General features: G+C 77.4%; 25 protein-coding genes and 1 pseudogene. 12 read left to right on the forward strand and 14 right to left on the reverse strand.

The features are described from left to right. Positions 1-7: 7 nt before the first annotated feature. Together ACI798_RS16435 and ACI798_RS16440 are read left to right on the forward strand one after the other, a co-directional pair. Complete coding sequence (locus tag ACI798_RS16435; protein ID WP_457048410.1) at positions 8-778, forward strand: alpha/beta fold hydrolase; 771 nt, start codon at positions 8-10, stop codon at positions 776-778. Next, positions 775-2,973: an FUSC family protein gene (locus tag ACI798_RS16440; RefSeq protein ID WP_457048411.1), complete on the forward strand. Its 2,199-nt coding sequence runs from the start codon at positions 775-777 to the stop codon at positions 2,971-2,973. Before ACI798_RS16435 ends, ACI798_RS16440 begins: the two co-directional genes overlap by 4 nt. Here the strand turns inward: ACI798_RS16440 and ACI798_RS16445 are convergent. Beyond that, on the reverse strand, positions 2,955-3,782 hold the full coding sequence (locus tag ACI798_RS16445; protein ID WP_456939887.1) for a class I SAM-dependent methyltransferase: 828 nt from the start codon (positions 3,780-3,782) through the stop codon (positions 2,955-2,957). The two genes, ACI798_RS16440 and ACI798_RS16445, sit on opposite strands and share 19 nt — an antisense overlap. Positions 3,783-3,887: 105 nt before the next feature. Next, the gene (locus ACI798_RS16450) at positions 3,888-4,724 is read right to left on the reverse strand and encodes an NAD(P)H-binding protein (RefSeq protein WP_457048412.1); all 837 of its coding nucleotides are present in this window, start codon (positions 4,722-4,724) and stop codon (positions 3,888-3,890) included. Positions 4,725-4,880: 156 nt separating this feature from the next. Between ACI798_RS16450 and ACI798_RS16455 the strand changes: the two genes are divergently transcribed. Further along, positions 4,881-5,924: a hypothetical protein gene (locus ACI798_RS16455; protein WP_456939889.1), complete on the forward strand. Its 1,044-nt coding sequence runs from the start codon at positions 4,881-4,883 to the stop codon at positions 5,922-5,924. A gap of 456 nt (positions 5,925-6,380) precedes the next feature. Here the strand turns inward: ACI798_RS16455 and ACI798_RS16460 are convergent, their stop codons facing one another. From ACI798_RS16460 to ACI798_RS16475, 4 genes are read right to left on the reverse strand one after another with little or no spacing between them, the layout of a single operon-like run. Next, entirely contained in the window at positions 6,381-6,578 is a 198-nt protein-coding gene (locus tag ACI798_RS16460) for a DUF6186 family protein (protein ID WP_456939891.1), read from the reverse strand. Next, positions 6,575-6,964: a hypothetical protein gene (locus ACI798_RS16465; RefSeq protein ID WP_456939892.1), complete on the reverse strand. Its 390-nt coding sequence runs from the start codon at positions 6,962-6,964 to the stop codon at positions 6,575-6,577. The genes ACI798_RS16460 and ACI798_RS16465 overlap by 4 nt, the downstream gene beginning before the upstream one ends. 37 nt (positions 6,965-7,001) lie before the next feature. Next, positions 7,002-8,420 carry a circularly permuted type 2 ATP-grasp protein gene (locus tag ACI798_RS16470; RefSeq protein ID WP_457048413.1) on the reverse strand — a complete coding sequence of 473 codons (1,419 nt, stop codon included), beginning with the start codon at positions 8,418-8,420 and terminating at the stop codon, positions 7,002-7,004. Beyond that, positions 8,417-9,304 (reverse strand): ATP-grasp domain-containing protein, encoded by an 888-nt coding sequence (locus ACI798_RS16475; RefSeq protein ID WP_457048414.1) that lies wholly within the window; start codon positions 9,302-9,304, stop codon positions 8,417-8,419. Before ACI798_RS16475 ends, ACI798_RS16470 begins: the two co-directional genes overlap by 4 nt. A gap of 111 nt (positions 9,305-9,415) precedes the next feature. On the opposite strand from ACI798_RS16475, the gene ACI798_RS16480 reads away from it, so the two are divergent. The 3 genes from ACI798_RS16480 to ACI798_RS16490 are packed head-to-tail and all read left to right on the forward strand — an operon-like array spanning position 9,416 to position 12,975. Beyond that, complete coding sequence (locus ACI798_RS16480; protein WP_457048415.1) at positions 9,416-11,371, forward strand: glucuronyl esterase domain-containing protein; 1,956 nt, start codon at positions 9,416-9,418, stop codon at positions 11,369-11,371. A 33-nt stretch (positions 11,372-11,404) separates the two neighbouring features. Continuing rightward, a complete protein-coding gene (locus tag ACI798_RS16485) occupies positions 11,405-11,833 on the forward strand; it encodes a nuclear transport factor 2 family protein (protein WP_456939896.1) in 429 nt (142 codons plus the stop codon). Beyond that, positions 11,830-12,975: an iron-containing alcohol dehydrogenase gene (locus ACI798_RS16490; RefSeq protein WP_457048416.1), complete on the forward strand. Its 1,146-nt coding sequence runs from the start codon at positions 11,830-11,832 to the stop codon at positions 12,973-12,975. Before ACI798_RS16485 ends, ACI798_RS16490 begins: the two co-directional genes overlap by 4 nt. A 59-nt stretch (positions 12,976-13,034) precedes the next feature. On the opposite strand, the gene ACI798_RS16495 is transcribed toward ACI798_RS16490, so the two are convergent. Both ACI798_RS16495 and ACI798_RS16500 read right to left on the reverse strand, forming a co-directional pair. Continuing rightward, positions 13,035-13,178: a hypothetical protein gene (locus ACI798_RS16495; RefSeq protein ID WP_456939898.1), complete on the reverse strand. Its 144-nt coding sequence runs from the start codon at positions 13,176-13,178 to the stop codon at positions 13,035-13,037. A 127-nt stretch (positions 13,179-13,305) separates the two neighbouring features. Next, positions 13,306-13,617 (reverse strand): hypothetical protein, encoded by a 312-nt coding sequence (locus tag ACI798_RS16500; RefSeq protein ID WP_456939899.1) that lies wholly within the window; start codon positions 13,615-13,617, stop codon positions 13,306-13,308. A 406-nt stretch (positions 13,618-14,023) separates the two neighbouring features. Between ACI798_RS16500 and ACI798_RS16505 the strand changes: the two genes are divergently transcribed. Further along, positions 14,024-14,761 carry a hypothetical protein gene (locus ACI798_RS16505; RefSeq protein WP_456939900.1) on the forward strand — a complete coding sequence of 246 codons (738 nt, stop codon included), beginning with the start codon at positions 14,024-14,026 and terminating at the stop codon, positions 14,759-14,761. A gap of 52 nt (positions 14,762-14,813) precedes the next feature. Here the strand turns inward: ACI798_RS16505 and ACI798_RS16510 are convergent, their stop codons facing one another. The 3 genes from ACI798_RS16510 to ACI798_RS16520 all read right to left on the reverse strand — a co-directional run bounded on the left by ACI798_RS16510 (position 14,814) and on the right by ACI798_RS16520 (position 18,089). Next, positions 14,814-15,200 (reverse strand): STAS/SEC14 domain-containing protein, encoded by a 387-nt coding sequence (locus tag ACI798_RS16510; protein ID WP_457048417.1) that lies wholly within the window; start codon positions 15,198-15,200, stop codon positions 14,814-14,816. A 228-nt stretch (positions 15,201-15,428) separates the two neighbouring features. Then, positions 15,429-16,646, reverse strand: coding sequence for an AI-2E family transporter (locus ACI798_RS16515; protein WP_457048418.1), 1,218 nt, complete (start codon positions 16,644-16,646; stop codon positions 15,429-15,431). A gap of 405 nt (positions 16,647-17,051) precedes the next feature. Continuing rightward, complete coding sequence (locus ACI798_RS16520) at positions 17,052-18,089, reverse strand: NAD(P)H-dependent flavin oxidoreductase (protein ID WP_457048419.1); 1,038 nt, start codon at positions 18,087-18,089, stop codon at positions 17,052-17,054. A 156-nt stretch (positions 18,090-18,245) separates the two neighbouring features. Here ACI798_RS16520 and ACI798_RS16525 point away from each other — a divergent pair, with 156 nt between their 5' ends. From ACI798_RS16525 to ACI798_RS16535, 3 genes are all read left to right on the forward strand, one after another. Further along, on the forward strand, positions 18,246-19,670 hold the full coding sequence (locus tag ACI798_RS16525; protein WP_457048420.1) for an FAD-binding oxidoreductase: 1,425 nt from the start codon (positions 18,246-18,248) through the stop codon (positions 19,668-19,670). 114 nt (positions 19,671-19,784) lie between these two features. After that, positions 19,785-20,948: an MFS transporter gene (locus tag ACI798_RS16530; RefSeq protein WP_457048421.1), complete on the forward strand. Its 1,164-nt coding sequence runs from the start codon at positions 19,785-19,787 to the stop codon at positions 20,946-20,948. A 213-nt stretch (positions 20,949-21,161) separates the two neighbouring features. Further along, positions 21,162-22,073: an NAD-dependent epimerase/dehydratase family protein gene (locus tag ACI798_RS16535; RefSeq protein ID WP_456939906.1), complete on the forward strand. Its 912-nt coding sequence runs from the start codon at positions 21,162-21,164 to the stop codon at positions 22,071-22,073. 24 nt (positions 22,074-22,097) lie between these two features. On the opposite strand, the gene ACI798_RS16540 is transcribed toward ACI798_RS16535, so the two are convergent. After that, positions 22,098-22,601 (reverse strand): GyrI-like domain-containing protein, encoded by a 504-nt coding sequence (locus ACI798_RS16540; protein ID WP_457048422.1) that lies wholly within the window; start codon positions 22,599-22,601, stop codon positions 22,098-22,100. Positions 22,602-22,768: 167 nt separating this feature from the next. Beyond that, a pseudogene (locus tag ACI798_RS16545) lies at positions 22,769-23,041 on the reverse strand (MerR family DNA-binding transcriptional regulator); the annotation flags it as partial. Between ACI798_RS16545 and ACI798_RS16550 the strand changes: the two are divergent. Further along, the gene (locus ACI798_RS16550; RefSeq protein WP_457048423.1) at positions 22,973-23,326 is read left to right on the forward strand and encodes a nuclear transport factor 2 family protein; all 354 of its coding nucleotides are present in this window, start codon (positions 22,973-22,975) and stop codon (positions 23,324-23,326) included. The pseudogene ACI798_RS16545 and the gene ACI798_RS16550 sit on opposite strands and share 69 nt — an antisense overlap. A gap of 17 nt (positions 23,327-23,343) precedes the next feature. On the opposite strand, the gene ACI798_RS16555 is transcribed toward ACI798_RS16550, so the two are convergent. Next, a complete protein-coding gene (locus ACI798_RS16555; protein WP_457048424.1) occupies positions 23,344-23,994 on the reverse strand; it encodes a GntR family transcriptional regulator in 651 nt (216 codons plus the stop codon). A gap of 175 nt (positions 23,995-24,169) precedes the next feature. On the opposite strand from ACI798_RS16555, the gene ACI798_RS16560 reads away from it, so the two are divergent. Next, entirely contained in the window at positions 24,170-24,916 is a 747-nt protein-coding gene (locus ACI798_RS16560; RefSeq protein WP_457048425.1) for an alpha/beta fold hydrolase, read from the forward strand. The last annotated feature ends 72 nt before the right edge of the window (positions 24,917-24,988 follow it).

A 24,988-nucleotide genomic window follows, 5' to 3' on the forward strand; every position in this document is an offset into this window, starting at 1 on the left:
GGCCCGGGTGGCGGTCCACCGGGTGGAGCACGGGAGCGGGCGGCCCGTGCTGGTGCTGCACGGCGCGGACGTCGACCACCGCGAGACCGAGGCGTGCTTCGAGCCCCTGCTCGCCGGCGTGCCCGGGCTCCGGCGCGTCTACCCCGACCTCCCCGGGACGGGCCGCACGCCCGCTCCGGCGACCCTGCGCAGTGCCGACGACGTCCTCGAGGCGCTGCTCGCCCTCGCCGACGAGGTGGCCGGCGGGGACCGGTACCTGCTCGTCGGCCACTCCGCGGGCGGGTACCTGGCGCAGGCGATGGCGGCGCGGCGCCCGGCACAGGTCGCGGGCCTCGCGCTGGTCTGCCCGCTGCTGCCGGGCGTGCGCGACGTCCCGGGGCACCGCGTCGTCGCCGGGCCCGGCGGGATCGGCGACGACGTGTTCCGGAGCTACTTCGTGGTCCAGACGCCGGAGATGCTCGAGCGGTACGAGCGCACCGTCGCCCCGGCCGCCGCCCTCGTCGACGAGGCGGCGATGGCGCGGATCGGCGCCCGCTGGGAGCTGACCCCGGACGGTGCGCCGCCCTACCCGGGCCCGACGCTGGTCGTGGCCGGGCGGCTGGACTCGACGATCGGGTACGCCGCCGCGGTCGACCTGCTGGGCGCGCACCCGCACGCCACGCTCGCCGTCGTCGACGACGCCGGGCACGCGCTGCCCCACGAGCGGCCGGAGGTCCTCCGCGCCCTCCTGGCCGAGTGGCTGGCGCGCGTCGGGCGGCGGGATCGCGGCAGGACGTGACCGCCGCGACCGGCTCCCGGCCGGCGGGAGGAGCGGCCGCCCGGGCCCTGGCCCGGCTGCGGCGGCGCGACCCCTCCCTGGCCGCCGTCCGGCGGGCCGGCCGGGTGACCGTGGCCTCCTGCGCCGCGTTCTACACCTGCCGGTACCTGCTCGACGACCCGACCGCCGCCGTCTACGCGGTGTTCGCGGCGGTCGCGCTGGGCAGCCTGTCCGAGGTGACGGGGCGGCCGGCGGAGCGGACCCGGGTGTACGCCGGCAGCCTCGCGGCCGGCGCGCTGCTGGTCACCCTCGGCACCCTGCTGGCGGTCACCACGTGGACGGCGGTCCTCGGCATGCTGGCCGTGGGGTTCGCGGTGGCCTACGCGGGCGTCGGCGGGCCACGGGTGGCCGGCGTCGTCAGCGGGCTGCAGCTGTTCTACGTGCTGCCGTGCTTCCCGCCGTACGCGCCCGGCACCCTCGGCCAGCGGCTGCTCGGGATCGGGCTGGGCATCGCGCTCCTCGCCGTCGCCGACCGGGTGCTGTGGCCGGCCCCGGCGCCGGGAGACCCCGCCGTGCGCCTGGCCGACGCCGCCGGGCGGGTGGCGGCGTACGCCCGGGTGCTGGTCCGCGAGCTGCAGGACGGCGGCGGGGCGGGGTCGCCCGCGCTGCGGGCCGCCGCCGCGGACGCCGCGGCCGGTCTACGGCTGAGCGCGCTGCCGGTCGCCGAGCGGCCGCTCGGGCCCGGCGTCCGCGACCGGTGCCTCGTGCGGGCCGCGGCGGCGCTCCGGGTGGTCGCCGGCCGCCTGGGTGCGCTCGCCGACGCGTGGCCCCCCGGCGGGCGCGGGACGCACCCCGCGACCGCGCACCTGGTGGCGGCCGTGGGGGACGCGGTGGCCGGGGCGGGGGAGGCGCTGCGCGGTGCCGGGCCGCCGCCGTCGACCGGCCGGCTGGAGGCCGCGCTCGCCGGCCTCCGCGAGCGGCGTGGTCAGCAGCTGCCGGCGGCCGACCCCGCGGCGCTGCGGGCCGGTGTGGGCGCCGTCGCCGTCGCGGAGGCCGCGCGGAGCCTGGTGCTGACCGTCCGCGGCGCCGTCGGCGCCCCCGTCGCCGACCCGGCGGACGTCCCCGCGGACCTGTGGTTCCTCACCGCCGCTCCCGGCCGGCTGTGGTGGCAGCGGCTGCGCGCACACCTGACACCGCGGTCGGTCTACCTGCAGAACGCGGTGCGGCTGGCCCTCGGCCTCGCCGCGGCGCGCACCGTCGCCGGGGTGTTCGACCTCGCGCACGGTTTCTGGGTGCTGCTCGCGACGCTGAGCCTCATGCGGACCAGCGCGGTCGCCGACCGCTCGGTGCTGGCCCGGGCCGTGGCCGGCACCGCCGTCGGCGCCGCGGTCAGCGGGGCGGCGCTGTTCCTCGTCGGCGGGGACACGGCGGTCTACGCCTGGGCCCTGCCGGTGCTGATGGTGGTGTGCCTCGCGGCCGGCCCCCTGTTCGGGGTGGCGGCGGGACAGGCCGGGTTCACCGTCGTCGTCGCCCTGCTGTTCGCCCAGGTCGGACCGGTGGACTGGCGCATCGCCGAGGTCCGCTTCGAGGACGTCCTCGTCGGCGGCCTCGTCGGCACCCTGGTCGGTGTCGCGGTGTGGCCGCGCGGAGGGCGCGGGGAGCTGGTCCGGGCCGCCGGGGAGTGCCTGCGGGCGGGCGCGGCGGAAGTGGTGGCCGTCGTCGGTCAGCTGACCGGGGCGGGGCCGGCGCCCCCGACCGCGCTCGGCCGGCTGTCCGGGCTGCTCGACCACACCTACGCGCAGTACCGGTCCGAACCGGCCCGGCCGGGGGCCCGCGTGGACTGGCTGGCCGTGCTCGGCGTGGTGCACCGCCTCGACCACTACGCCCGCACCCTGCGGTCCCGCCACCCCGACGCGGCGCCGCCGCCCTGGCCCCGGCCGGCCGCCCAGCTGCGGACCGCGGCCGCGGACGTCGCCGTCGGATACCGCGAGGCCGCGGCCGCGCTCGAGGCCGGCCGGGTGCCCACGGCCCGTCCGGCCGTGCGGGTGGACCCGGTTCCCCGCGAGGAGCTCGCCGCGTCCCCGGACGCCGCCCTGCGCCTGCTCGACGCCTGGGGCTGGCTGCTGACGACGGCGGACGACCTGGCCGGTGTCGGCCGCGCGCTCGCGCCCGCCGCCCCGGCCGCGGTGGCGGGGGGTCAGCGCTCGAAGCGGTAGTGCAGGACGACCGTCCCCCGGCGGGACCAGGCCGTGCTGTGCGACGCGAGCCGGTGGTAGAGGCGCAGCAGCGGCGGGAACAGGGCGACCTCGGGTTCCCGGCTGAGCAGGATCTCCCGGACCAGGCGCAACCGGGGGTCCCAGCGCTCCAGCTCGTGCGGGTCGTCGACGCCGGGGAAGCGGAGGAGCCCGGAGACCGCCTTCGTGCCGGGCACGAGCCGGGTCGCCCGGAGGGCGAAGCGCGAGTAGCTGTTGAAGGCGACCTCGCCGGAGGGGAAGTGACCGACCAGCCGGCCGAGCAGGGCGGTCACCTCGTCGCGGCCGAGGAACCCGATGAGGCCGTCGGCGACGACCACCGCCGGCCGGCCGGCCGGGACGGCGTCCAGCCAGTGCCCGTCCCGCACGTCCGCGGCGACGGTGCGGGTCCTCGCGCGTGCGGGCACGACGGCGTCGCGGGCGGCGACCACCGCGGGGAGGTCGACGTCGTACCAGTCCACGGTGGGCGGCGGGGCGATCCGCGCCCACCGGGTGTCCAGCCCGGCGCCCAGGTCGAGCCCGACGGCGTCCGGGTGGCGGTGCACGAAGTCGGCGGCGATCTCGTCGAGGCGCTTGGCGCGCAGCGCGCAGCTCGTGACCAGGTTGGCGTCCACGTGCGCGCGGGTGGCGTCGGCGTCGAGCTCCCGGACGATCTCGCCGGCCAGCGCGTCCCCCAGGACGGGCCGCGGCGAGCGGGCGTCCAGGGCCCGGGAGCGGAGCGTCACGAAGAGGCTCTCCTCCAGCGGGCTGAGGGTCGGCAGGGTGGTGACCATCGGATCGGCTCCCCGGGACGTCGGGCACCCCCGTGGGACCAACCAAGCCCTCCGGGGCGCGCCGCTCCAGGGCCCTCCGTCCCGTCGCGCCGCCGTCCGGCCGGGTCAGGCGGTGCGTCGCAGGAGCGGTGCGGCGTCGGCGAGGAAGTCCTGCAGCGACCGTGCCGGCCGCCCGGTCACCCGCTCGACGGTGTCGGTGACGGCGGCGAAGACACCGGCCCGCACGCGGTCGAAGGTCAGCGCGGTGAGTTCCCGCTCGAACCCCTCGAGGCCGGCGAGGGCCTCCTCGACCGGGACGTCGCGGTGGGTCACGGGGTGTCCTGCGGCGCGGGTGAGCAGCTCGGCGGTGCGCGGCAGCGGGACCGCCTCCGGGCCGGTGATCTCGTACACCGCGCCGTCGTGCCCCGGCTCGAGCAGGGCGTGGGCGGCCACCGCGGCGATGTCGCGGGCGTCGATCCAGGCGACCGGCGCGCCGCCGCTGGGAAAGGGGAGATCGCCCGCGGCGACCGCGTCGCGGTAGAAGCGCGGGTCGGTGAGGACCTGCACGAACCAGCTCGGCCGCAGCACCGTCCAGCCGTGCCCGCTGTCGCGCACCGCGCGCTCTCCGCGCGGCGACCACCCGTCGGGGCCGACCTGGTCGGCGGCCTGCTCCGACAGCAGCACGACGTGCGCGCCGGCCGGGACCACCGTCATCAGCGCACCCAACAGGCCGGGGGCGTCGGCGCGGTCGGGGCGGACGACGTAGACCGCGTCGACGCCGGCGGTGGCCACGGGCCAGCCGGACGGGTCGTCCCACGAGAAGGCGGTCGGCCGCACGCCGTCGAGGGCGACCCTCGACGGATCCCTGCTGCCACCGAGCACCTCGACGTCCCGGGCGACGAGGAGCTCGGCCAGCGGGGCGCCGGTCTTGCCGCGGACCCCGGTGACGAGCACGCGGGTCACGACGGCTCCTCGGTCCTCGGGTGGTCCACGCGGGGCTCCTGTCGTGTCGGGGCTGCGGGTGCCCATGCAAGCACGGACCGCCTGTCGAGGACGGGTGTCCGGACCACCGGGAGCGCAGGCCTGTCCCGGTGGGGGCGCCGCTGGGAACATCGCTGCGTGCCCGTACGGCGCACCTGGTCCGCTCTCGCGTCGGTCGTGCTGGTCGCCTCGGCCGCGTGCGGGTCGGACGGCGGGACCGAGGGAGGCCCGTCGCCGACCGCCGCGCCGCCGAGCGTCGGCCCGGACGAGCCGTGGATCGTGTTCCAGGGCGTCGAGCGCGGTCTCACGCTGGCGCGCCCCGGTGGATCCGGCGTGCACACCGTCCTCGAGGGGGAGACGCTGCACCCCGACTGGTCGCCCGACGGATCCGAGATCGCCTACGTCGACGCCGGGAACGGCCCCGGCCAGGTGTGGCTGACGGACCCCGCGGGAGAGGAGCCCCGGCCGCTGCTCGAGTCCCACCCGGCCGGCCTCGAGGACCTCTACTGGGAGAACCCGGCGTGGTCCCGCGACGGTGCGCGCATCGCGATGGTCGGCTACGACGGCGACCCGAACACCGGAGCACCCGCCCGGTCCGTCCTCGCCGTCGTCGACGTCGCCACCGGCGACCTCACCGTGGCCGGCGAACTCGCTCTCGCCGACGGCCGGCTGCACAGCTTCCCCCGCTGGTCGCCCGGCGGCGACGCGCTGGTCATGAACGTCGACCACTTCACCGGCGAGGTCTGGGACGGTGCGACCGTCGCGGTGAGCCGGTCCGGCGAGGGCGGCTGGAGCCCGCCGGCGGACATCACCGAGGTCGGCCCGTTCGGGAGGGTCGACTGGCACCCCGTCGAGGACCTCATCGTGTTCGGCGACCACGACATCGGCGGTGAGCAGGACACCGACGAGCCGACGAACCTGTTCACGATCCGGCCGGACGGCACCGAGCGGCGCCCGGTCACGGACTTCGGTCCCGGCGAGGCGCGGGCGACCCAGCCGACCTGGACGTCCGACGGCCGCATCCTCTTCACGTACGTGACCGGGGACGGCGACCTCGACCGGGCCGTCGCGCAGGTCGACGCCGACGGGTCGGACCTCGAGGTCCTCGTCGAGCCGGAGCTCGTCGGCCCGGGGAACCGGCCGCACCCGCGCCTCCGACCGGTCCCACCCGGCGGGGAGTGAGCGCCGTCGAGCGCACCGGCGGCTGCCTCCTACCGGGCCAGGCGCAGCGACGCCGCGGCGGGGGCGGGACCGTCGGCCGGTGCCGATCCTCCGGGGAGGAGGACCAGCGCGGGACGGGACGCGGTCGCCCGGGGTCCCCCGAGCCGGGCCCGGAGGGAGGCGTTCGGGTAGCCGGCGGGGAGCCGGTGGCACTCCTCGGAGGAGGGTCGTGGCGCCGGACGGGTGCCGGGGTCCTGCGCCAGGTGGACGTAGAGGACTCCGTCGGCGGGGTCGTAGGTCCTCATCCGGCCCTCGCCTCCTCCCGGCGGTGCGGTGGCCGAGGTGTGCGGTGGTGACACCTGCGGTGCGATCCGGACAGGCACGGTGCGATCCGGACAGGCACAGTGCGATCCGGACAGGCACAGTGTCGTCCCGGGGTGTGACAGGAAGCGGGCCCGGAGGCGGGATCCGCCGTGGTCAGCGGGCGAGGAAGTGCACGCCGAGCCAGGCCCACACCAGGAGCACCGTCAGCCGGCCGGGGGTGGTGCGCATCGCCGCACCGAGCGCCTGCGCCAGGGGAGCCGGGTGCCCCCTGCGGCGGGCCGAGACCTCCAGGGACAGGCCGGCGACCAGGAGCAGCACCACCGCCGTGACGGACACCGCGGTGCCGGTCACGACCGCTCCGGAGGGGCTGCGGGCCGGGTCAGCAGCCAGGCGCCGGCCGCCAGCCAGCCCAGGGTCGCCGCCGCGCGTGCGGCCGGGTGCGCGAGGAGCGGGTCGGTGAGGTCGCTCAGGGTCGGCAGGTCGCCGTCGAGGAGGGCGACCGCCTCCCACGCCAGGGCCGCGGCCAGCCAGGCGAGCCAGGGCAGCGCCCGGCGGCCGGCCCGCGGGGCGGCCGCACCGGCGTGCGCGGTCAGCCCGGCAGCCGTCGCCAGCAGGCCGGTGCCGCCGACGGCCAGCAGCGCGCCGGGGGACAGCTCCCCGGACACGGCGACGGCGGCGGTGCACCCGGCGGCCACGACCGCGGCCGCGAGCCGGAGGGTGCGGCGGGGAGGTCCCACCGGTGCATGCTCGCCCATCCCGCCGCCGGGGGACCGGTCAGCCGACCACCCAGGTGTCCTTGGCGCCGCCGCCCTGCGAGGCGTTGACCACCAGCTCGCCCTCGGTCAGGGACACCCGGGTGAGGCCGCCCGGGAGCACGGTCGTCCCGTCCCCGGCGCAGAAGGCGTAGGGCCGGTAGTCGACGTGCCGTGGCACGAGCGCGCCGTCGACGACGGTGGGGTGGGTCGACAGCGCCACCGGCTCCTGGGCGATCCACTCCCCGGGATCGGCCAGGACGGCGGCGCGGGCGCGCGCGAGCCGGTCGGCGTCCGCGCGCGGGCCGATCAGCACCCCGTGGCCGCCCGAGCCCGAGCGCGGCTTGAGCACCAGCTCGGGCAGCCGGTCCAGGACCTCCCGGCACCGGGCCGGGTCGCCGAGGTCGTAGGCGGGCTGCGAGCGCAGGAGCGGCTCCTCGCCCAGGAAGAAGCGGACCAGGTCCTCGACGTAGGGGAAGGTGCGCTTGTCGTCGGCGACCCCGGTGCCGAACGCGTTGACCACGGTCACCCTGCCGGCGCGGAGCGGGCGCAGCAGCAGCTCGCCGAGCTCGTTCGGCCGGCCGTCGTCGCCGGTCAGCCGCTCCTCGCTCGTGCGCCGCCAGAGCAGGTCCACCCGGCGCCCGTCCGGCAGCAGCAGGTCGTCCCCGCGGAGGGTCAACTGCGACGGCAGCACCACCGGCGCCCCGCCCATCTCGCCGAGCCGGTCGATCTCCCAGGTCACCGCGCTGCGCGGCCCGTCGCCGAGCACGGCCACGACCGGGTCGGGGAGGTCGGTGGCGGCAGCGAGCATCCGCCGCACCGCCGCGGCGGCGGCCTCCCGCACCGGCGCTGGTGACGTGCTGGAACGGCCTTGCTGCAGGGCCCCGCGGCGAGCCTGCGAGGCGTGGGGGGCAGCGAGGTCCTCCATCAGCCGCGGGGCCACCAGGTCCCGCGCGGCGAGGGCGTAGGCGAGCAGCGTCGGCGTCCGCACGTTGTCCTCCAGGACGACGAGCCGCCCGTCGGCGCCGCGGACCAGGTCGGGCCCGGCCATGCCGATCCAGCGCCGCGGCGGCGGCAGGCCCGGGGCCAGGTGGCGGTTGGTGTCGAGCACCGCGGCCGGGACGACGCCGGCGCGGACCGCCTCCCGCGGACCGTGGGCGTCGGCGACGAAGGCCTCCAGCGCCCGCAGCCGCTGGGTCAGGCCGGCCGCCACGGCCTCCCACTCCGCGCGCTCGAGCACCCGCGGGACCGGGTCGACGGTGAACGGGTGCGCCTCCTCGGCGGGCCCGTGCACCAGGCCCAGGGCGGCGGCATCGCGGGCGACCTCCGCGGCCAGCGCGCCCGGGCCGTACGCGCGGACGGCGGCCAGGGCCGCGGCCGCGTGCGGGCGGTCGCCGCCGTCGGGCAGCAGCGCCTCGTCGAGGCCCGCCTCCGGGCTCACGCGGCCGCCGCCGGGCGGTGGGCGGCCGCGCGCTCGGCGGCAGCGAGGGCGGCGCGGGCCACCCACCGGCCCTGCTCCGGGTCGGTGACGTCGAAGCCGAAGGGCGCGTTGGCCTCCAGCGCGAGCAGCCGGCCGTCCGGCTCGACCAGCACGTCCACGCCCATCAGCCCGCCGCCGAGCGCGGCGACCATCCGCTGGGCCAGCTGCGCCATCTCCGGCGGCGCCTCGTACACCCGCGGGTACACCGTCCCGTGGGTGACCAGCGCGCCCTCCTCCCGGGACTTCTCGTAGACCAGGGAGGTGGTGGTGGGCGTGGCGAAGACCCGCGCGCACGCCGGCTCGGCGATCCACTCCTGCAGCAGCGACGTGCCGCGCCGGTGCCCGCCGGCCGCCTCGTGCTCCCGCCAGCCGGCCTCCACCGCGCGCGCGGCGTCGAGGTCGTCGACCAGCTCGACGTAGCGGGCGCCGTCGCCGAGCGAGGGCTTGAGGACCATCCGCCGCCCGGGCATCGGCCACTCCCGCACCCGGGCGAGGTCCCACGCGGCCGGCTGCGGCACGCCGGCGCCCGCCCACACGGCGTGGGTCACCAGCTTGTCGGCGGAGGCGACGAGCGAGGTGACGGGGTTGAGCAGCGGCACGCCGGCCGCCTCGAGCAGCGTGGCCAGGGCGAAGGTCGGCGCGTAGGCCACGACCTCCTCGACCAGCACGTGCGCGATCGCCAGGTCGTGGCGACCGGGTGGCGGGCCGGTGACCGGCCAGTCGTCCGGCACCCGGGCCAGCCGCTCGACCTCCGCACCCTCCGCCTCCAGCGCCCGCACCCACGCGGCCGCGTAGCCGGCGTCCTCGTACCAGTCCTCGTCGGTGATCACCAGCAGCACGCGCACGCCGCCCTGATGCCCGCGAGCCGGGCCCGTCGAACCCCACGGGCCCGGTGCAGCACGGACGCAACACGCGGAACACCTCCGCGGACACGCACCGGCCCTACGGTGCGGCGCATGACGCAGGTGGTGCCGGGGAGCCGGTCCCGGGACGGGCGCTCCGCCGCGGCCCGGCGACGGCGCTACACCGCCGAGCTCGCCGGGGTCCTGCCGCCGAGCGCACCGTTCGAGGCCTGGCTCGCGGCCGGCGGGGACCCGGCGCCGGACTTCGCCCGGCTGCCGGCCCGCACCGGCCTGTGGTCGCCGGTCGAGGGCGTGGCCGACGCCGCCGGGTGGCCGGCCCGGCGGGCGGTGCTGCGGGCCCGCTGGCGCCGGTGGCTGACCGGGGACCTCCCGCCCGCGCCCCGGCGCACGCCCGCCCGCGTCGGCCGGGTGCGGACGGCGGGCGGCGTGGAGGTCCGCGAGATCACGGTCGGCGGAACCACGGTCGGGGCGGGCTGGTCGGTGCGGGCGCGGCTGCTGCTGCCCGTGCCCGCGGCCGGCGTGCGCCGCGACGTCCCCGTCTACCTCCTGCAGTCCAGCCACGGGCCCTGGGCGGAGGCGGCGCTGGCCCGCGGGTGGGGCGCCTGCCTGGTCTCGGCCGCGGACGGGGACGACGACACCGAGGACGTCGCGCGGGCCTTCCCCGCGGTCGTCGCCGGCCGGCTGGCCTGGCGGGCGTGGGCGCTGTCCCGCGTCCTCGACGCGCTGCAGGACCAGCCCGGCGTGGACGCCCGCCGGGTGCTGGTCGGCGGGCACAGCCGCAACGGCAAGACCGCCCTGCTGGCCGCCGCCTCCGACGACCGCTTCGCCGGCGTCGTGTCCAGCTCCAGCGGCGTGCTCGGTGCGATCCCCGCCCGGCTGTGCACCGACCGGCACTTCGGCGAGGGCGTGGAGCTGCTCACCCGGCACTACCCGGGCTGGTACCACCCGCGGCTGCGCTGGTTCGCCGGGCGGGAGCACCGGCTGCCCACCGACGCGCACGAGCTGCTCGCGCTGGCCGCGCCGCGGCCGGTCCTGGTCTCGGTGGCGGTGGAGGACCCGGTCGAGCGCGTCCCGGCCGCCCGCGCCGCGGTGGACGCCGCGCGGGAGGCCTACGCGCTGCTCGGCCGGCGCGACGCCCTCGAGCTGGCGCTGCGCCCGGGCGGGCACCGGGCCGAGGAGACCGCGGTGGCCGCCCAGCTGGACTGGGCGCAGTCGGTGCTCGGCGGCCCGCCCCGCCGCCCCGGGCGCGCGCCGACGGCGCCGGCGCCGGTCCCGTGGCCGGCCGACCGCGTGCGTCCCGGCCCGTCCCCGGTCCGCGGCGAGCAGCTGCGCGCCGCCGTCCGCGCCGCGCTCGGCCCGGCCGGGACCGCCGCCGGCGGCGCGGGGGAGGGCCTGCGGACCCCGGACGGGGTCGCGGTCACCCTCCTGCGCCCGCCGGGCGGGGGGAGCGGCCGCGGGCTGGTGCTCTGGCTCGGCCCGCCGTGCGCGGCGACCGGGTGGCGGGCGGGCTACGAGCAGGCCGAGCCGCTGCCGGCGCTGCTGGCCGCGGCGGGCTGGGTGGTCGCCTGCCACGACCCGGTCGGCAGCGGCTCGCGGCACGGCGAGCGGCCCGGGCCGGGCTCCTCGCCGCTGGGCCGGATGACCGCCGACGCGGCCGCGGTGGCCGCCGTCGCCGCGGCGGCCACCGGTCACGACCGGGCCTGGGTCGCCGCCTACGGCACCGGCGCGCTGGTGGCGCTGCACCTGTCCGCCCTGGGGGGCGTGCCGCCGGCCGGGATGGTGCTCGCCGCCCCGAGCTGCGGCGAGCCGCTGCTGCGGGCCCGGCCCGGGTACACGCTGGCCGACCTGCTCGCGACGACGGCGGACCGGCCCGCGGTCGTGCTGGACCCGGCGTGGGACCCGGAGGCGCCGCCCGGCGCGGTGGCCGCCGCCTGCCGGGCCGCCGGCGTGCCCCGGGTGCCGCTGGCCGACTGGCACCGGCTCTCCGGCGCCACGCGGGCGGCGATGGTCGACTGGCTGGACCGGCACGGCTCCCGGCAGGCTCCGTGACCAGGACCCGCTGACCCGCCGAGGAGGCACCCCGTGATCGACGACGTCGTCGCCCGCTGGCACCGCTACACGGCGAGCAGGGCGCCGGGCGCCCTCGACGAGCTGCTCGCCGACGACGTCGTCTTCTACTCGCCGGTGGTGTTCACGCCGCAGGAGGGCAGGGCGATCACCACCCGGTACCTGGAGGCGGCGGCCGACGCGCTGGCCGGCGACGGTCCCGACGGGACGTTCCGCTACACGAAGCAGGTCCTCGCGGGGGACACCGCGGTGCTGGAGTTCGAGACGAGCGTCGGGGGCAGGTACGTCAACGGGGTCGACATCGTGCGCTGCGACGACGCCGGCCGGATCGTCGAGTTCCGCGTGATGATCCGCCCGCTGCAGGCGATCCAGGCCGTCCACGAGCAGATGGGCAGGCGCCTGGCCGCGCCGCCCGGGGAGTCCCCGGCGGGCGCCGGCCGGTGACGGGGTTCGACCTCGCCCTCCCGCGGCGGGTCGTCTTCGGCCCGGGACGCGCGGACGACCTCGCGGACCTGCTGCCCACCCTGGGACGCCGGGTGCTGCTGTGCGCCGGGCGGGACCCTGCGCGTCACCGGTCCCTCCTGGGGGGCGTCGACCCGGTCGCCGTCGTGTCGGTCGCGCACGAGCCGACCGTCGACGGGGTGCGCGCGGCGACCCGGCGGGCGAGGGACGCCGGGGTCGACGTCGTCGTCGCGATCGGCGGCGGGAGCGTGCTGGACACGGGCAAGGCCGTCGCCGCCCTGCTCGGCAACGGCACCGACCCCCTGGACCACCTGGAGGTCGTCGGCCGCGGGCTGCCCCTGCAGCGGCCGGCCCTGCCCTGCGTCGCGGTCCCCACGACCGCGGGCACCGGTGCGGAGGTGACCGCCAACGCGGTGCTGGCGTCTCCGGAGCACGGCGTCAAGGCGAGCATCCGCGGTCCGCACCTCCTGGCGGCGGTCGCGCTGGTCGACCCGCTGCTCACGGTGAGCTGCCCACCGGAGGTCACCGCCAGCAGCGGGCTGGACGCGCTCACCCAGTGCCTGGAGCCCTACGTCTCACCCCAGGCCAACCCGGTGACCGACGCCGTCGCGGCGGCCGGGCTGGCGCGGGGTGCGCGGGCGCTGCGGGCCGCCCACGAGGACGGCGGGGACCGCGCGGCCCGCGAGGAGATGGCCCTGTGCAGCCTGTTCGGCGGCATCGCGCTGGCCAACGCGAAGCTGGGGGCGGTGCACGGGATCGCCGGCGTCGTCGGCGGCATGGTGGACGCCCCGCACGGCGCGGTGTGCGCGGCCCTGCTGGCGCCGGTGGTCGAGGCCAACGTCCGGGCGCTGCGGGAGCGCGAGCCGGCCTCGCCCGCGCTGCGTCGCTACGCCCGGGTCGCCCGGCTGCTGACCGGGCGGGACGACGCGACCGTCGAGGACGCGGTGGCCTGGCTGCGTGAGACGGTGGCCGCACTCGGCGTGCCGCCCCTCGGGGTGTTCGGCCTCCGCCCGGCCGACCACGCCGAGGCCGCCGCCAAGGCCGCGCGCTCCAGCAGCATGCGGGGGAACCCGGTACGGCTCACCGACGACGAGATCGGCGCGGTGCTGCGCGCGGCGTCATGACCTCGTGCGCAGCACCACCCGGGAACCCACGGCCGTGACCACGCGCCCGCGGCGGTCGGTCAGGTCTTGGCCCTCCGCGGGTGCATCAGCCGCTCCATCTCCCGGGTGGCCCGCTGCTTCTCCTTGCGCTCGCTGCGCTTGGCCTTCACGGACTTGCCCGACTTCTTCGCGGAGTGGTCGTCGTGGGGCGACTTGTCGGCCATCGGAGTGCTCCCTCGTCGACGGCGGGAGGCACTCTCTCTACATCCGGCCGCCCCGCCGCGCCAGGGAGTCCGGCGCGTCCGCTCGACCCGTTCGCGAGCCCGCCCCTGCTCGCGCGTCGGATCCGGCTCAGCGCGGCCGGCGCACCTCGATGCGGGTGACGGAGACCTCGATCCACACCCCGGTGGGACGCGGGGACAGCGCCTCCCGGGCCGCCTGCTCCAGGACCTGGCGGGCCGCCTCGGCGGCCCGGGCGGTGACGGCCGCCGCGACGGCGAGCGCCGACGCGGTGACCAGCGACCCGGCGGTCGTGCGGGACAGCGCCGGGAGCAGGGACCGCACCGCGGCCGGCACCGTGCCCAGGGCCGTGCGGCGCCGGGGCACCCGGCTGCCGTCCGCCCGGTAGATCTCGCTCGGCTCGATCGGCTGCTGCCCGGCCACGGCGCCACCCCTTCCGGTCCCGACGCCCGATCCTCCCACCGGGCACTCCCCGCGACGAGCGGACCGGACGGCACGCCACGCGACGGTGCGCTGCCGCCGACGGCGGTCCGCGGGCACCCGCGTCGATCCCGGTCGTCCTCGCGGGGACGGAAGACGCCCCGATCCCGGGGACGGGTCCCTACGCTGGCGTCGTGGGCAACATCGGCAAGGAAGTCCGCCGCATCGAGGTCCTGCCCGTGCCCGAGCCGCCCCTCGAGCCGGCCGCGCCGGAGCGACCCGAGCGGCCCCGGGATCCGTCGCCCGTGAAGTAGCGGCGGTGGATCCCTACGGTGGCTTCGAGCCACGTGTGGGACAGATCAGAGCGCTGCGCACCTTCCGGATCGGTCCGGACGGTGCCCTCTACCCCTTGTTCTCGAACGACCCCTGGCGCGACGGTGCCAACGAGGCGCGCTGCCTGAGGAGGGACCGCCCGCCGCACCCCAGCCCCGACCCGGACTGCACGTGCGGCTTCTACGCCTTCGGCGCGGAGCAGTGGGCCGGTGACCAGCCGCGCAGCCGTCACGTCCTCGCCGTGGTCGCCTGCTGGGGTCACGTCGTCGCGGGGACCCGCGGCCTGCGGGCCGAGCACTGCCGGATCGAGGCGCTGTGGCTGTCGGGCGCCGTGCCGGTGGACCTCACCGAGCGCGTCCGGCGGAACCACCCCTCCGTGGCGGTGTACGAGGACCGGTCCCGGATGCTCGCCGAGCACCCACCCACCGAACTGGACTGCTACGAGCCGCCGGGCCGGGGGAGTGGCCGCCCCGCCGGACGCCTGTGGTGGTCGGCCGCGATCGCGGCGGCCGTGCTGGGCGTCCTCCCCGCCGGCCTGCTCGGGGGTGCGCACGCCGCCGCGCTGCTGTCGGCCGTCCTGGGCACGGCCTTCGGCGTCGGTGCGCTGCCCCTCGCCCGGCGCGGCGCCGGCGACGAGGGGTCCGGCCGGCGCCTGCTGTGCCTGGCGACCTCGATGTGGCTGTTCGCCTCCTTCCTGGGTCCCCTCGGCGCGGTGTTCGTGCGGTTGCCCCTGCTGCAGGCGGCGTCGATCGTCGGGTTGCAGCACGTGTGCCTGCTCGTCGAGGGCCGCCGCATCCCGGACCGGATCGCCTGACCGCACGCCGTCGGCTCCGCCCGGCCCGCGTGCGGCGACCGCGGTACGCCGGTCAGCCGTCCTCCTCAGCCGCCCAGCTCACCGCGGCGGAACGCTCGGCGAGCGGGAAGGCGCGGGCCTTGCCGGGCCAGAGCACGGTGAACACCGTCAGGGCAGGCCGCGCCCACCGGGCGTCGGTGACGACCGCGATGCGCTCGAACGCGGTCGGGTGCCTGACGCCGAGCTCCAGGTCCTCCCAGACGGCGCCGCCCTCGTAGTCGTCGAACTCGCGGCCGAGCACGTGGACGAGGCGGACCTCGCCGTGCCGTGCGATGGCCTGCTCGATCGCGGGGAGGACCAGGTTCTCGTAGTCCTCCCGCTCGACGTCCTCCCGCTCGACGTCGTCGACGGCCTCGAGGCCCAGCACGCCGTCGGGCACGTCGGTCAGGAGACGGATCACCGGTGCCTCCGCGAGGGTCGCCGGGATCTCGGACGCCGGTCATCCTCGGTGGGCCGGGGCTCGTACCGACTCCCCTGGGACGGATGAGCCCGCCACCCGCGACGTGCCCGGTCCCGTCCGGACGCCTCCCCCCGCCCCTCGGATCCGGGCTCCGGTGCCGCCGCGTCCGCTCGACCGGGGGAGCGGCGTCCCGCACCCAGCCGTGTCGGGGCGGTCCGGCGACGTCGGCTACCCCGCACCGTCCGCCGCGTCGCGGCCGGGGACGGGCAGGCCCCGGTCGTGGTCCCGCCCGGGGCCGGGCGGTGGCCCGCCGGCCGGCTCGCCGTCGCTCCCCGGTGCGGTGCCTGCCGGCGGGGTCGCCACGCGCCGCCCACGTCGCCGCCCGACCCCGGTGGGGCGTCGCCCCGTGCGCTCGCCGCCCGACGCCCCGGCCAGCAACGTGCGGGCCCATCGACGCCCCGGGTCCTGGCCCACGAGCACGGCGTGGAGGAACAGCGTGAGCGGGACGGCGAGGATCGCCCCGAGCGGGCCCAGGACGACGGTCCACACGAACACGGACAGGAAGGTCACCGTCACGGAGAGCCTGACCACGTCCCCGACGACCACCGGCTGGATCACCGACTGCAGGACGAAGTTCGCCACGGTGTAGACCACCACCACGAGCAGTGCCGTACCGGGCCCGTGGACCAGGAGCGCGAGGAGCGTCGGCGGCGCCAGCCCGAGGAAGAACCCGATGTTGGGGATGTAGTTGGTCAGGAACGAGACCAGACCCCACAGCAGCGCGAGCGGGATGCCGAGGACGACGAGGGCAATCGTGTCCACCACGGCCACGGTGAGGCCGAAGACCGTGGTCACGACCACGTAGCGCCGGGTGTTCCTCGCGAACGCACCCAGCGCCTCGTGCAGCTGCGACGTGCCGGGCACCTCGGCCAGACGCGCGGGCAGTCCGGTCGCCTCGGCGGTCATGAACAGGACCGTCGCCACCACCAGGAACAGCGCACCGGCGGCTCCGGCGACACCCGACAGCACGTTCCCCAGGACCGCGGCGACCGTCTCGGGCTCGATCGAGCGCAGTGCCCGTTCCACCTGTTCCGGGCCGACCCCCCACCCGGCCAGGGTGGAGCGCAGGCCGTCCAGGAGCTCCTGCCACTCGTCGGTGTACTCCGGCAACACGGTCGCCAGCTGGCCGAGGGAGATCGCGAGGGCGAGTGCGAAGGCGATGATCCCCCCGTCGACGACGAGCACGGCCACCGCGATCGCGAGCCCCCGCCGCACCCCGCGGCGCACCAGCGCGGCGACGAGCGGATGGGCCACGACGGTCAGGACGAACGCCAGGACGACGGGTCCCAGGATCGGCGCGGCGGCGTGGATGCCCCACAGGGCGACGGCCGTGCCGGCCACCCCCAGCACGACGGTGAGCCACAACGGCAGAGCGCGTCGTTCCACGGGTTCGGACACACCGTCTCCCGCGGTCAGCCGACGCACCCGTCGGCGGTGGAGGGCAGGACCGCGCCGACCGCCGTGGCCGCTCCGAGGAGCCGCGGGGTGGCAGGTCCACCGGCCCGCAGCCGGTCCGCGCCGACCGTCGGCCGTACCGGTGGGGGAGATCCGGGAGTCGCGCTCACGACGTGCCTCCGGAGGGGGACGGACTCGTCGGACGCCGACGCTAGGAGGGCGGCCCGGACGCGCGACTCACCTCCGGCGGGTGATGCTGTGGCCCCCACCCCGGCGCGATCCGGTGCGCCGTGCGGGTCGTCGATGCCGGGTCCCCGCCGATCCCGGACAGGTCCTGACCGGTCCCGGGGACGGACGACGGCTGCTCCGGCCGGGGCCGCGCCGTCGCGGTGCCCGTCACGCCTGCTGGTCGGCGGGTGCGCGCGCGGCCGGGGGTGCCGGGGTCCGCGGCCGCGGTGCCGGCTCGGCCGCGACCGCCCGTCCCGCCGTCCGCAGGGCCGCCTCGGCCTCGGCGACGAGGCGGGCGACCAGCTCGCGGGCCGGGACGACGTCGTGGACGAGCTGGACCGACTGCCCGGCGAACGGCAGCAGGTCGTGGCCGCCGCCGGCCCGCACGCGGGCGCGCAGCTCGTGTCCCACGCGCTCCGGGTCGACCGTCTCCGGCGCCCGCTGCAGCCGGGAGACCAGCTCGGTCCGCAGCGCCCGCGGCGCGTACGGCTCCCCGAGCTGCGGGAGGGTGAACCGGGGCATCACCCGCTCGCTGTGCGGGACCTTGACCGCGTCGGTGGCGTCCGCGGCCACGATCCGGTCCTTCCACTCCTGGTCGACGCCCATCTCGGGGGTGGCGAGGAAGCGGGTGCCCAGGCTCGCGCCCTGCGCCCCGAGCGCGAGGGCGGCGGCCAGGCCCCGTCCGTCGGCGATGCCGCCGGCGGCGACCACCGGCACGTCCCCGGCCAGGTCGACGACGGCCGGCACGAGCACCAGGGTGCTGACCCAGCCGGCGTTGCCGCCGGCCTCCGTGCCCTGCGCGACCAGCACGTCGGCACCGGCCTCCAGCGCCGCCTCCGCGGCCCGCACGTCGCCGACCGCCTGGATCCAGCGGATCCCGGCGTCGTGCGCACGCGCGACGAGGTCGGCGGGGACGCCCATGTGGAAGCTGATCGCCGCGGGGGCGAACTCGAGCGTGGCGGCGAAGGCCTCGGGGTCGAACGGCCGCCCGGTGTGGTTGACCGCGAAGGGGCGGTCGGTGGCCTCCCGCACCCGCTGCCACTGCGCGCGCAGCTCCGACGGCCGGCGCAGCGCCGTGCCCAGGCTGCCGAGGGCGCCGGCCCGGCAGGCCTCCACCGCCAGCGCGGTCTCGTCCCAGGGCCCGAACGGCGCGACCACCACCGGCACGGCGATGTCGAGCAGGTCGCACAACCGGGTCCGCAGCATCGCAGGCTCCAGGGGGAGGCGGAACCCGAAGTGTGGCCCCCGGCGGTGACACGGGCCAGGGTGCCGTGCGCGCCGCGGGCCGAGGTGCCGACGGGGTCCCGGCAGAGGGGAACCTAGGGCCCTGTCGCGCGCTCCCGACGTCCCGACACTGGTCCCATGACCACCACGACGGGTCCAGGCAGCGTCCGGTCCACGGCGGCTCCGGTCAGCGACACCGCCGTCGCCGGACTCCGTGCCGCGCTGCGGGGCGAGGTCCTCACCGCTGCGGACGCCGGGTACGACGAGCACCGCAGGCTCTGGAACGGGTCGGTCGACGGACGTCCCGCCGTCATCGCGCGGTGCACGGGCGCGGACGACGTGCGGACCGCCATCCGGTTCGGACGCGAGCAGCAGCTGCCGATCGCCGTCCGGAGCGGGGGGCACAGCTTCCCGGGCCTGTCGACCTGCGACGGCGGCCTGGTCATCGACCTCCGGCGGATGAACGGCGTCCGGCTGGACCCGGACTCCCGGGTGGCGGCGGTGCAGGCCGGGACGCTGCTGGGCGAGCTGGACGAGCGGACCCAGGAACACGGCCTAGTCGTGCCGGCCGGGATCGTCTCCCACACCGGGCTGGCCGGGCTGACCCTCGGGGGTGGCATCGGCTGGGTCATGCGCCGGTACGGCCTCACCGTCGACTCCCTGCTGTCCGCGGACCTGGTGACCGCCGACGGCGAGTTCGTCCGGGCCGGCGAGGACGAGAACGCGGAGCTGTTCTGGGGGTTGCGCGGCGGCGGCGGCAACTTCGGGGTGGTCACCGACTTCCGCTTCCGCATGCACCCCCTGGGACCGCAGGTGGTGGCCGGGGCGACCTTCTGGTCCATGGACGACGCCGAGCCGGTCCTGCGCTGCTACCGGGACTGGGTGGCCGAGGCTCCCGACGAGCTGATGACGATCGTCGTCCAGCGGCTCGCCCCGCCCCTGCCCGTGGTCCCGCCGGAGCTGGTCGGCCGGCCGGTGGTGGCGGTGGCCGCCTGCTACGCCGGCGACGTCGAGCAGGGGCAGCGGGTCCTGGCGCCTATGCGGGGATTCGGGTCGCCGGTGCTGGACGTCGTGGCGCCCAAGCCGTTCCTGGCGCACCAGCAGATGTTCGACCCCTCGTTCCGGCACGGCTGCTGGTACTCCGTCCGCTCCTGCGACGTGGCGGCGCTCAGTGACGACGTCATCGACGTCGTCGTCGAGTACGGCCGCCGGATCACGTCGCCGCTCAGCAGCGTGGCGCTGTGGCAGATGGGCGGGGCGGTCGCGCGCGTCCCGGACGACGCCACCGCCTTCACCGGCCGGTCCACCGGCTTCACCTTCAACATCAACGGGAACACCGCCGGCCCGGACGGGTTCGAGGAGCAACGCCAGTGGGCGCGCGACTACTGGACGGCCCTGGCCCCGTTCCACACCGGCGTCTACGTCAACTTCCTCATGGAGGAGGGGCAGGCCCGCGTGCGGCAGGCCTACGGGGACGCCACGCTCCGACGCCTGACCGCGCTGAAGCGGCAGTACGACCCGACGAACGTCTTCCGGCGCAACCAGAACATCGACCCCGGATGACGTCGTCCGGTCCGGGCGGCCGACGCCCTGGCCGGTGACGCCGCGGCCGACGGCCCCGCCGGGACGGTGGTCACGCGACGGGCGCCGGAGAGGCGCCTCGTATCCTCCGCCGGCATGCGGACCCCGCCGGCGGTCGACTCGCTCCGGAGCTGGGCGATGGTCGCCGCGGCGTTCGCCGCGATGTTCGCCTCGTTCGGGATCGCCTACTCCTTCGGCGCGTTCCTCGAGCCGATGGCGGAGGAGTTCGGTGCCGGTCGCGGCACGACGTCGGTCTTCTTCGCCCTCACCTCGCTCACGTACTTCGGCCTCGGCGCCCTCAGCGGCATCGCGGTGGACCGCTACGGCCCTCGACGGGTGCTGCTCGTCGGGGGGATCGCTCTCGGCGCCGGGCTGGCGGCGACGTCCCGTGCCGGTGAGCTGTGGATCGGACTGGTCACCTACGGCCTGGGGGTCGGGATCGGGGTGGCCTGCGCCTACGTCCCGATGGTGGCCGTCGTCGGCGGGTGGTTCGAGCGGCGCCGCACGCTGGCGATCGGGGTGGCGGTCACGGGGATCGGCCTGGGCACCCTCACCGTCGCACCGGTGGCCGCCGCCCTGATCGGCGAGCTGGGGTGGCGGGACACCCACCTCGTGCTCGGCCTGGCGGGCGCGGCGGTGCTCCTGGCCTGCGCCGCGGTCGTCACCCGCCCTCCGGTGCCGGCCGGCCCGGCGGCGCTGACGCCGGCGGAGGCCGTGCGGAACCGCGACTACCGACGGCTGTACCTGGCGTCGGGTCTCGTGTCCGTCGCGCTGTTCGTCCCGTTCGTGCACCTGCCCGGCTCCGCCGAACAGGTCGGGGTGGACCAGGTCGCGGCGGCGGTGCTGGTCGGGGTGATCGGGGCCGCGAGCACTGCCGGCCGGCTGGTGCTCGGGGCGGTCGCTGCGCGGACCGGGGCGTTGCGCGCGTTCCGGTGGTGCTTCCTGACGATGGGCGCGAGCTTCGTGCTCTGGGGCCTCGCGGGCGGGTACGGCGTGCTCGTCGCCTTCGCCGTCGTGCTGGGGATCGGCTACGGCGGCTTCGTCGCCCTCGGGCCCGCGGTCGTCGCCGAGCGGTTCGGCACCACGCGCCTGGGTGGGCTGCTCGGGGTGCTCTACACCAGCGCCGGGATCGGATCCGCCGTGGGAGCTCCGCTCGCCGGGGCGGCCGTCGATGTCTCCGGGTCCTACGCGCCGGTCATCGCCGGGTGCCTCGTCCTCGGGCTCGCCGCCTGGCTGACCACGCTCACCGTGGCTCGCTGACGGGCACCGCGGCGCACCGTCCGCGCCCGCCGCTGACCGTCCCGGGCACGCGACGTGAGCCGTGGCCCCGCCCGAGCCCCCGGCCCGCGATGAGGACGCCGTCCGGTCCGGCCCGGGCGCCACCGCCCGGCCGGCCCTGCGCGGAGCCCGCGACGCCGCGACGACGTGCCGTGCGACGAGCGCCGTCGCAGGCTCGCTGACAGGGTGGGCGGCATGGCCAGCGTCCCTCCCGTCGTCGTGGTGACCGGTGCGAACGGGTTGGTGGGCACCGCGGTGTGCCGGGCGCTGGCCGAGCGGTCGGCGCAGGTGCGCGCCGTGGTCCGCCGCGCCGGCAGCGCGCCCGCGCTCGACGGGCTCACGGAGTTCGTCGGCGACTTCGCCGACGAGTCCCTCGCCCGCGCGGTGACCCGGGGCGCCGACGCGGTCGTGACGACGGTCCACCCGATGGGCTCGTCGCGGGAGGTCCAGCACCGTGTGGGCGTCGAGGGCACGTCGGTCCTCGCCCGGGCCGCCCGCGACTCCGGCGTCGCCCGGCTGGTGCACGTCTCCACGGCCGGGGTCTACGACCGCTCGGCCGGCATCGGGGACATCGCCGAGGACGGTCCCCTCCTGCCCGAGGGCAGTGGTGACTACCCCGACACCAAGAACGCCGCCGACGCCGCGCTGGCGCAGGTCGGCGGGCTCACCACCGTGCTGGTCCGTCCGCCGGCGATCCTGGGCGCCGGCGACACCTCGGTCTGGAACACGCTGCGACCGCAGGCGATCCGCGACGGCGGGGACCGCCGGGCCGACCCGTCGCGGACCTGGCCCTGGGTGCACGTCGAGGACCTGGCGGCCTTCGTCGCGGACGTCGCCACGGGTGCCGTCGCGACGTCCGACGACCCGGAGCGGGGTCCCGTGGCCGGCGGCACCACCCCGGTCATCGTCGCCGGCGAGCCCGCGACGTGGCGGGACTACCTCGGCACGGTGACCGACGCGCTGGGCGTCGCCCCCGAGTGGACCGACGAGCCGGTGTGGACCGGGCAGCTGCTCACCGACCGCGCGCGGAGGTGGGGCTGGGTGCCCCGGGTCGGCCTCGCGCAGGCCCTGGACGAGCTGCGGCGGGGCCTGACGCCGCGGGCGTGACGGACACCCCGGCGACCGGGACCGTCAGCGCGGGGCCACGCGGAAGACCGGCCAGCCGACCTCGGTCCGCCAGGCCGACGGGTCGGGGGTGTCGCGCGGGCCGGCCAGGTAGGTCTCCCGCACCGGCCCGGCCACCGCGAGCGCGTTGGCCACCACCCAGGCACCCAGCTCGCCGTAGGTGACGTCGATGTCGTGGTGTTCGCCGACGTGGATCGCGACCGCCAGCTCGGCGGCCGGCAGGGTCACCGGGTGCACACGGCCGCTGCGCGGGGGCCGGGCCGTCGGCCGGTACACGAGCGCGTGCCCGCGGCCGGCCTCGAAGAGCGCGTTGTCGTACAGCCCTCCGGGGACGCCGGTCGGCTCGCCGACGACGGCGTCCAGCTCGGCCATGGCGCCGGCGTACCAGGGGAGGAGCTGGTCGTGCGCCACGTCGTCCTCGACCGCGGCGACGGTCGTGGCCGGCTCCGCGCGCACCTCGACGTCCAGCGGGGCCGGCTCCGGTCGCAGCAGCCGGCGCAGCGACGCCACCGCGGCCCGGGTGCGGTCCAGTTCGGACTCCAGCCGCTGCAGGTGGCCGGAGACCAGGGCGGCACGGGTGCCCGGGTCGGGGGAGCGCAGGATCCGCTGGACGTCGGACAGGGGACGTCGAGCTCGCGCAGGCGGTGGATGACCTGGGCGGTCGGGATCTGGTCCGCGGTGTAATAGCGGTAGCCGGTCGCCTCGTCCACGGTCGCCGGCTCGAGCAGGCCCGCGTCGTGGTACCGGCGCAGGGTGCGCACGCTGAGGTGGGTCAGCCGGGAGAACTCGCCGATCGCCAGCACCGGAGCACTGTGCACCCTCTCCCGGGGGGAGGGTCCACCGCTCGACCCTCCCGCCCCGGGAGGACGCACCGTCGGGGCATGACCACCCCGACCAGCAGCCGGCCCGACCAGCTCCCGGCTCCGATCCGCGAGTACCTCGCCGCGCACGCGGCCCGCGATGCGGACGCCGCGCTGCGCGCCTTCACGCCCACCGCCGTGGTCGTCGACGACGGCACGACCTACCGCGGGACCGAGGAGGTCCGGCGCTTCCTGACGAGGTCCGGAGCCCAGTTCAGCTACACCTCCACGCTCGTCGCGACGGAGCGCACCGACGACGCGCACTGGGTCGCCACCCACCGGCTGGAGGGCGACTTCCCCGGCGGCGTCGTCGAGCTCGGCTACCGCTTCGCGATGGACGGCGATCTCGTCGCGGAGCTCGTCATCGCCCCGTGACGACCGCCGTCCGGCGGTCAGGCCTCGGCGCTCGGCAGGCTGTGCCAGGTGTCGTAGGCGACCGCGGCCGCCCCCTCCGCGTCCCCGGCGGCGCAGAGCCGGATCAACTCCTCGTGCCGGGTGACCGAGGCCCGGCCGCGGAGGGAGCCGAACCGCAACCGCTCCGCGCGGCGCACCGTGGGCGTGAACTGCTCGAGGACGCGCGCGAGCGCGCGGTTGCCGGAGAGGCGCACCGGCACGCCGTGCAGGTCGTCGTCGATCCGGAGGGCGGACTCGACGTCGCCGGAGTCGACCGCGGCGGCGAACCGGCGGTTGGCGTCGCGCATGGCGGCCAGGTCCGCCTCGGTGAGGACGGGGACGGCCTCGCGGACCGCGAGCTCGTGCATCGCCGCGACGACGTCGCGGGCGTCCCGGACCGCGCGGACGTCGAGCGGGCTCACGACCGTCGACCGGCCCGGCCGGGCCAGGACCAGCCCGCCCTGCGCGAGGCGCAGCAGCGCCTCGCGGACCGGAGTCCGGCTGACCCCGAGCCAGGTCGCGAGCTCCAGGTCCCTCAGTTGCTCACCGGGGGCGAACGTGCCGTCGACGATCGCGTCGCGGAGGCGGCGGTAGACGTCGTCGCGCAGCAGGCCGCGGTCGACGCCGGGGGCGGTCGAGGGGATCGGCACGGACGGACCTCCCGGGAACGCACGGACTGCGGAACGAGGAAGCGCGGAAAGGAGACTGTCCGCCCGCAGATCCAACATGCAATATATCGCATACCGGCCGTTCCGACGGGGACGCGTACAGGGCGGGCGACCGGACGGGCGACAGGGGCCGCCCGCCGACCGAGAGGGAGAAGCGATGACCAGCAGCACGCCCGACACCCGCACCGGTACGCAGCCCACGGTGGTCCTCGTCCACGGGGCCTTCGCCGACTCGTCGAGTTGGAACGGCGTGATCACCCGTCTCCGCGCGAACGGCTACCCGGTGGTCGGGGTGGCCAACCCGCTGCGCGCCCTGGCAGGTGACGCCGAGTACCTGCGCCACGTCCTGGACTGCGTGGACGGGCCGATCGTCCTCGCCGGCCACTCGTACGGCGGCAGCGTGATGAGCGAGGCGGCCGACGGGCACCCGCGGGTGAGGGCGCTGGTGTACGTCGCCAGCTTCCTGCTCGAGGAGGGGGAGAGCACCGGCGAGCTGGCCGGCAGGTACCCGGGCAACGAGCTCGGCCCCGCGCTGCGCCCGGTACCGGTCCGCGGTCCGGACGGGCAGACGGTCGACGACCTCCGCATCGAGCAGGAGGAGTTCCGGGAGGTCTTCGCCGCGGACGTGCCGGCGGACGTCGCCGCGCTGATGGCCGTCACACAGCGGCCGATCACCGGCGACGCACTGGAGGACAAGGCGACGAAGGCGGCCTGGAAGACCATCCCGTCCTGGACCCTCGTCACGCGTCAGGATCTGGCCGTCCCGGCGGAGGCACAGCGGTTCATGGCCGAGCGGGCGTCGTCGCACACCGTCGAGGTGGACGCGTCCCACGCCGTGACCGTCTCCCGGCCCGACGTCGTCGCGCAGCTGGTCGACGAGGCCGCCCGCGCGACGGCCGCCTGATCCCGACGAGCCCGGCAACCGGGCCGCCAGGAGGGAGCACGGAGGCCCCGCGGTCGGCGACCGAGGGGCCTC

The organism is Geodermatophilus sp. SYSU D01045, from assembly GCF_054050295.1.

Coding starts and splice junctions, on each gene's coding strand:
- ACI798_RS16550 (WP_457048423.1), top strand. CDS start 22,973: ATGACCACCCCGACCAGCAGCCGGCCCGACCAGCTCCCGGCTCCGATC.
- ACI798_RS16520 (WP_457048419.1), bottom strand. CDS start 18,089: ATGCTGCGGACCCGGTTGTGCGACCTGCTCGACATCGCCGTGCCGGTG.
- ACI798_RS16525 (WP_457048420.1), top strand. CDS start 18,246: ATGACCACCACGACGGGTCCAGGCAGCGTCCGGTCCACGGCGGCTCCG.
- ACI798_RS16530 (WP_457048421.1), top strand. CDS start 19,785: ATGCGGACCCCGCCGGCGGTCGACTCGCTCCGGAGCTGGGCGATGGTC.
- ACI798_RS16495 (WP_456939898.1), bottom strand. CDS start 13,178: ATGGCCGACAAGTCGCCCCACGACGACCACTCCGCGAAGAAGTCGGGC.
- ACI798_RS16560 (WP_457048425.1), top strand. CDS start 24,170: ATGACCAGCAGCACGCCCGACACCCGCACCGGTACGCAGCCCACGGTG.
- ACI798_RS16480 (WP_457048415.1), top strand. CDS start 9,416: ATGACGCAGGTGGTGCCGGGGAGCCGGTCCCGGGACGGGCGCTCCGCC.
- ACI798_RS16445 (WP_456939887.1), bottom strand. CDS start 3,782: ATGGTCACCACCCTGCCGACCCTCAGCCCGCTGGAGGAGAGCCTCTTC.
- ACI798_RS16535 (WP_456939906.1), top strand. CDS start 21,162: ATGGCCAGCGTCCCTCCCGTCGTCGTGGTGACCGGTGCGAACGGGTTG.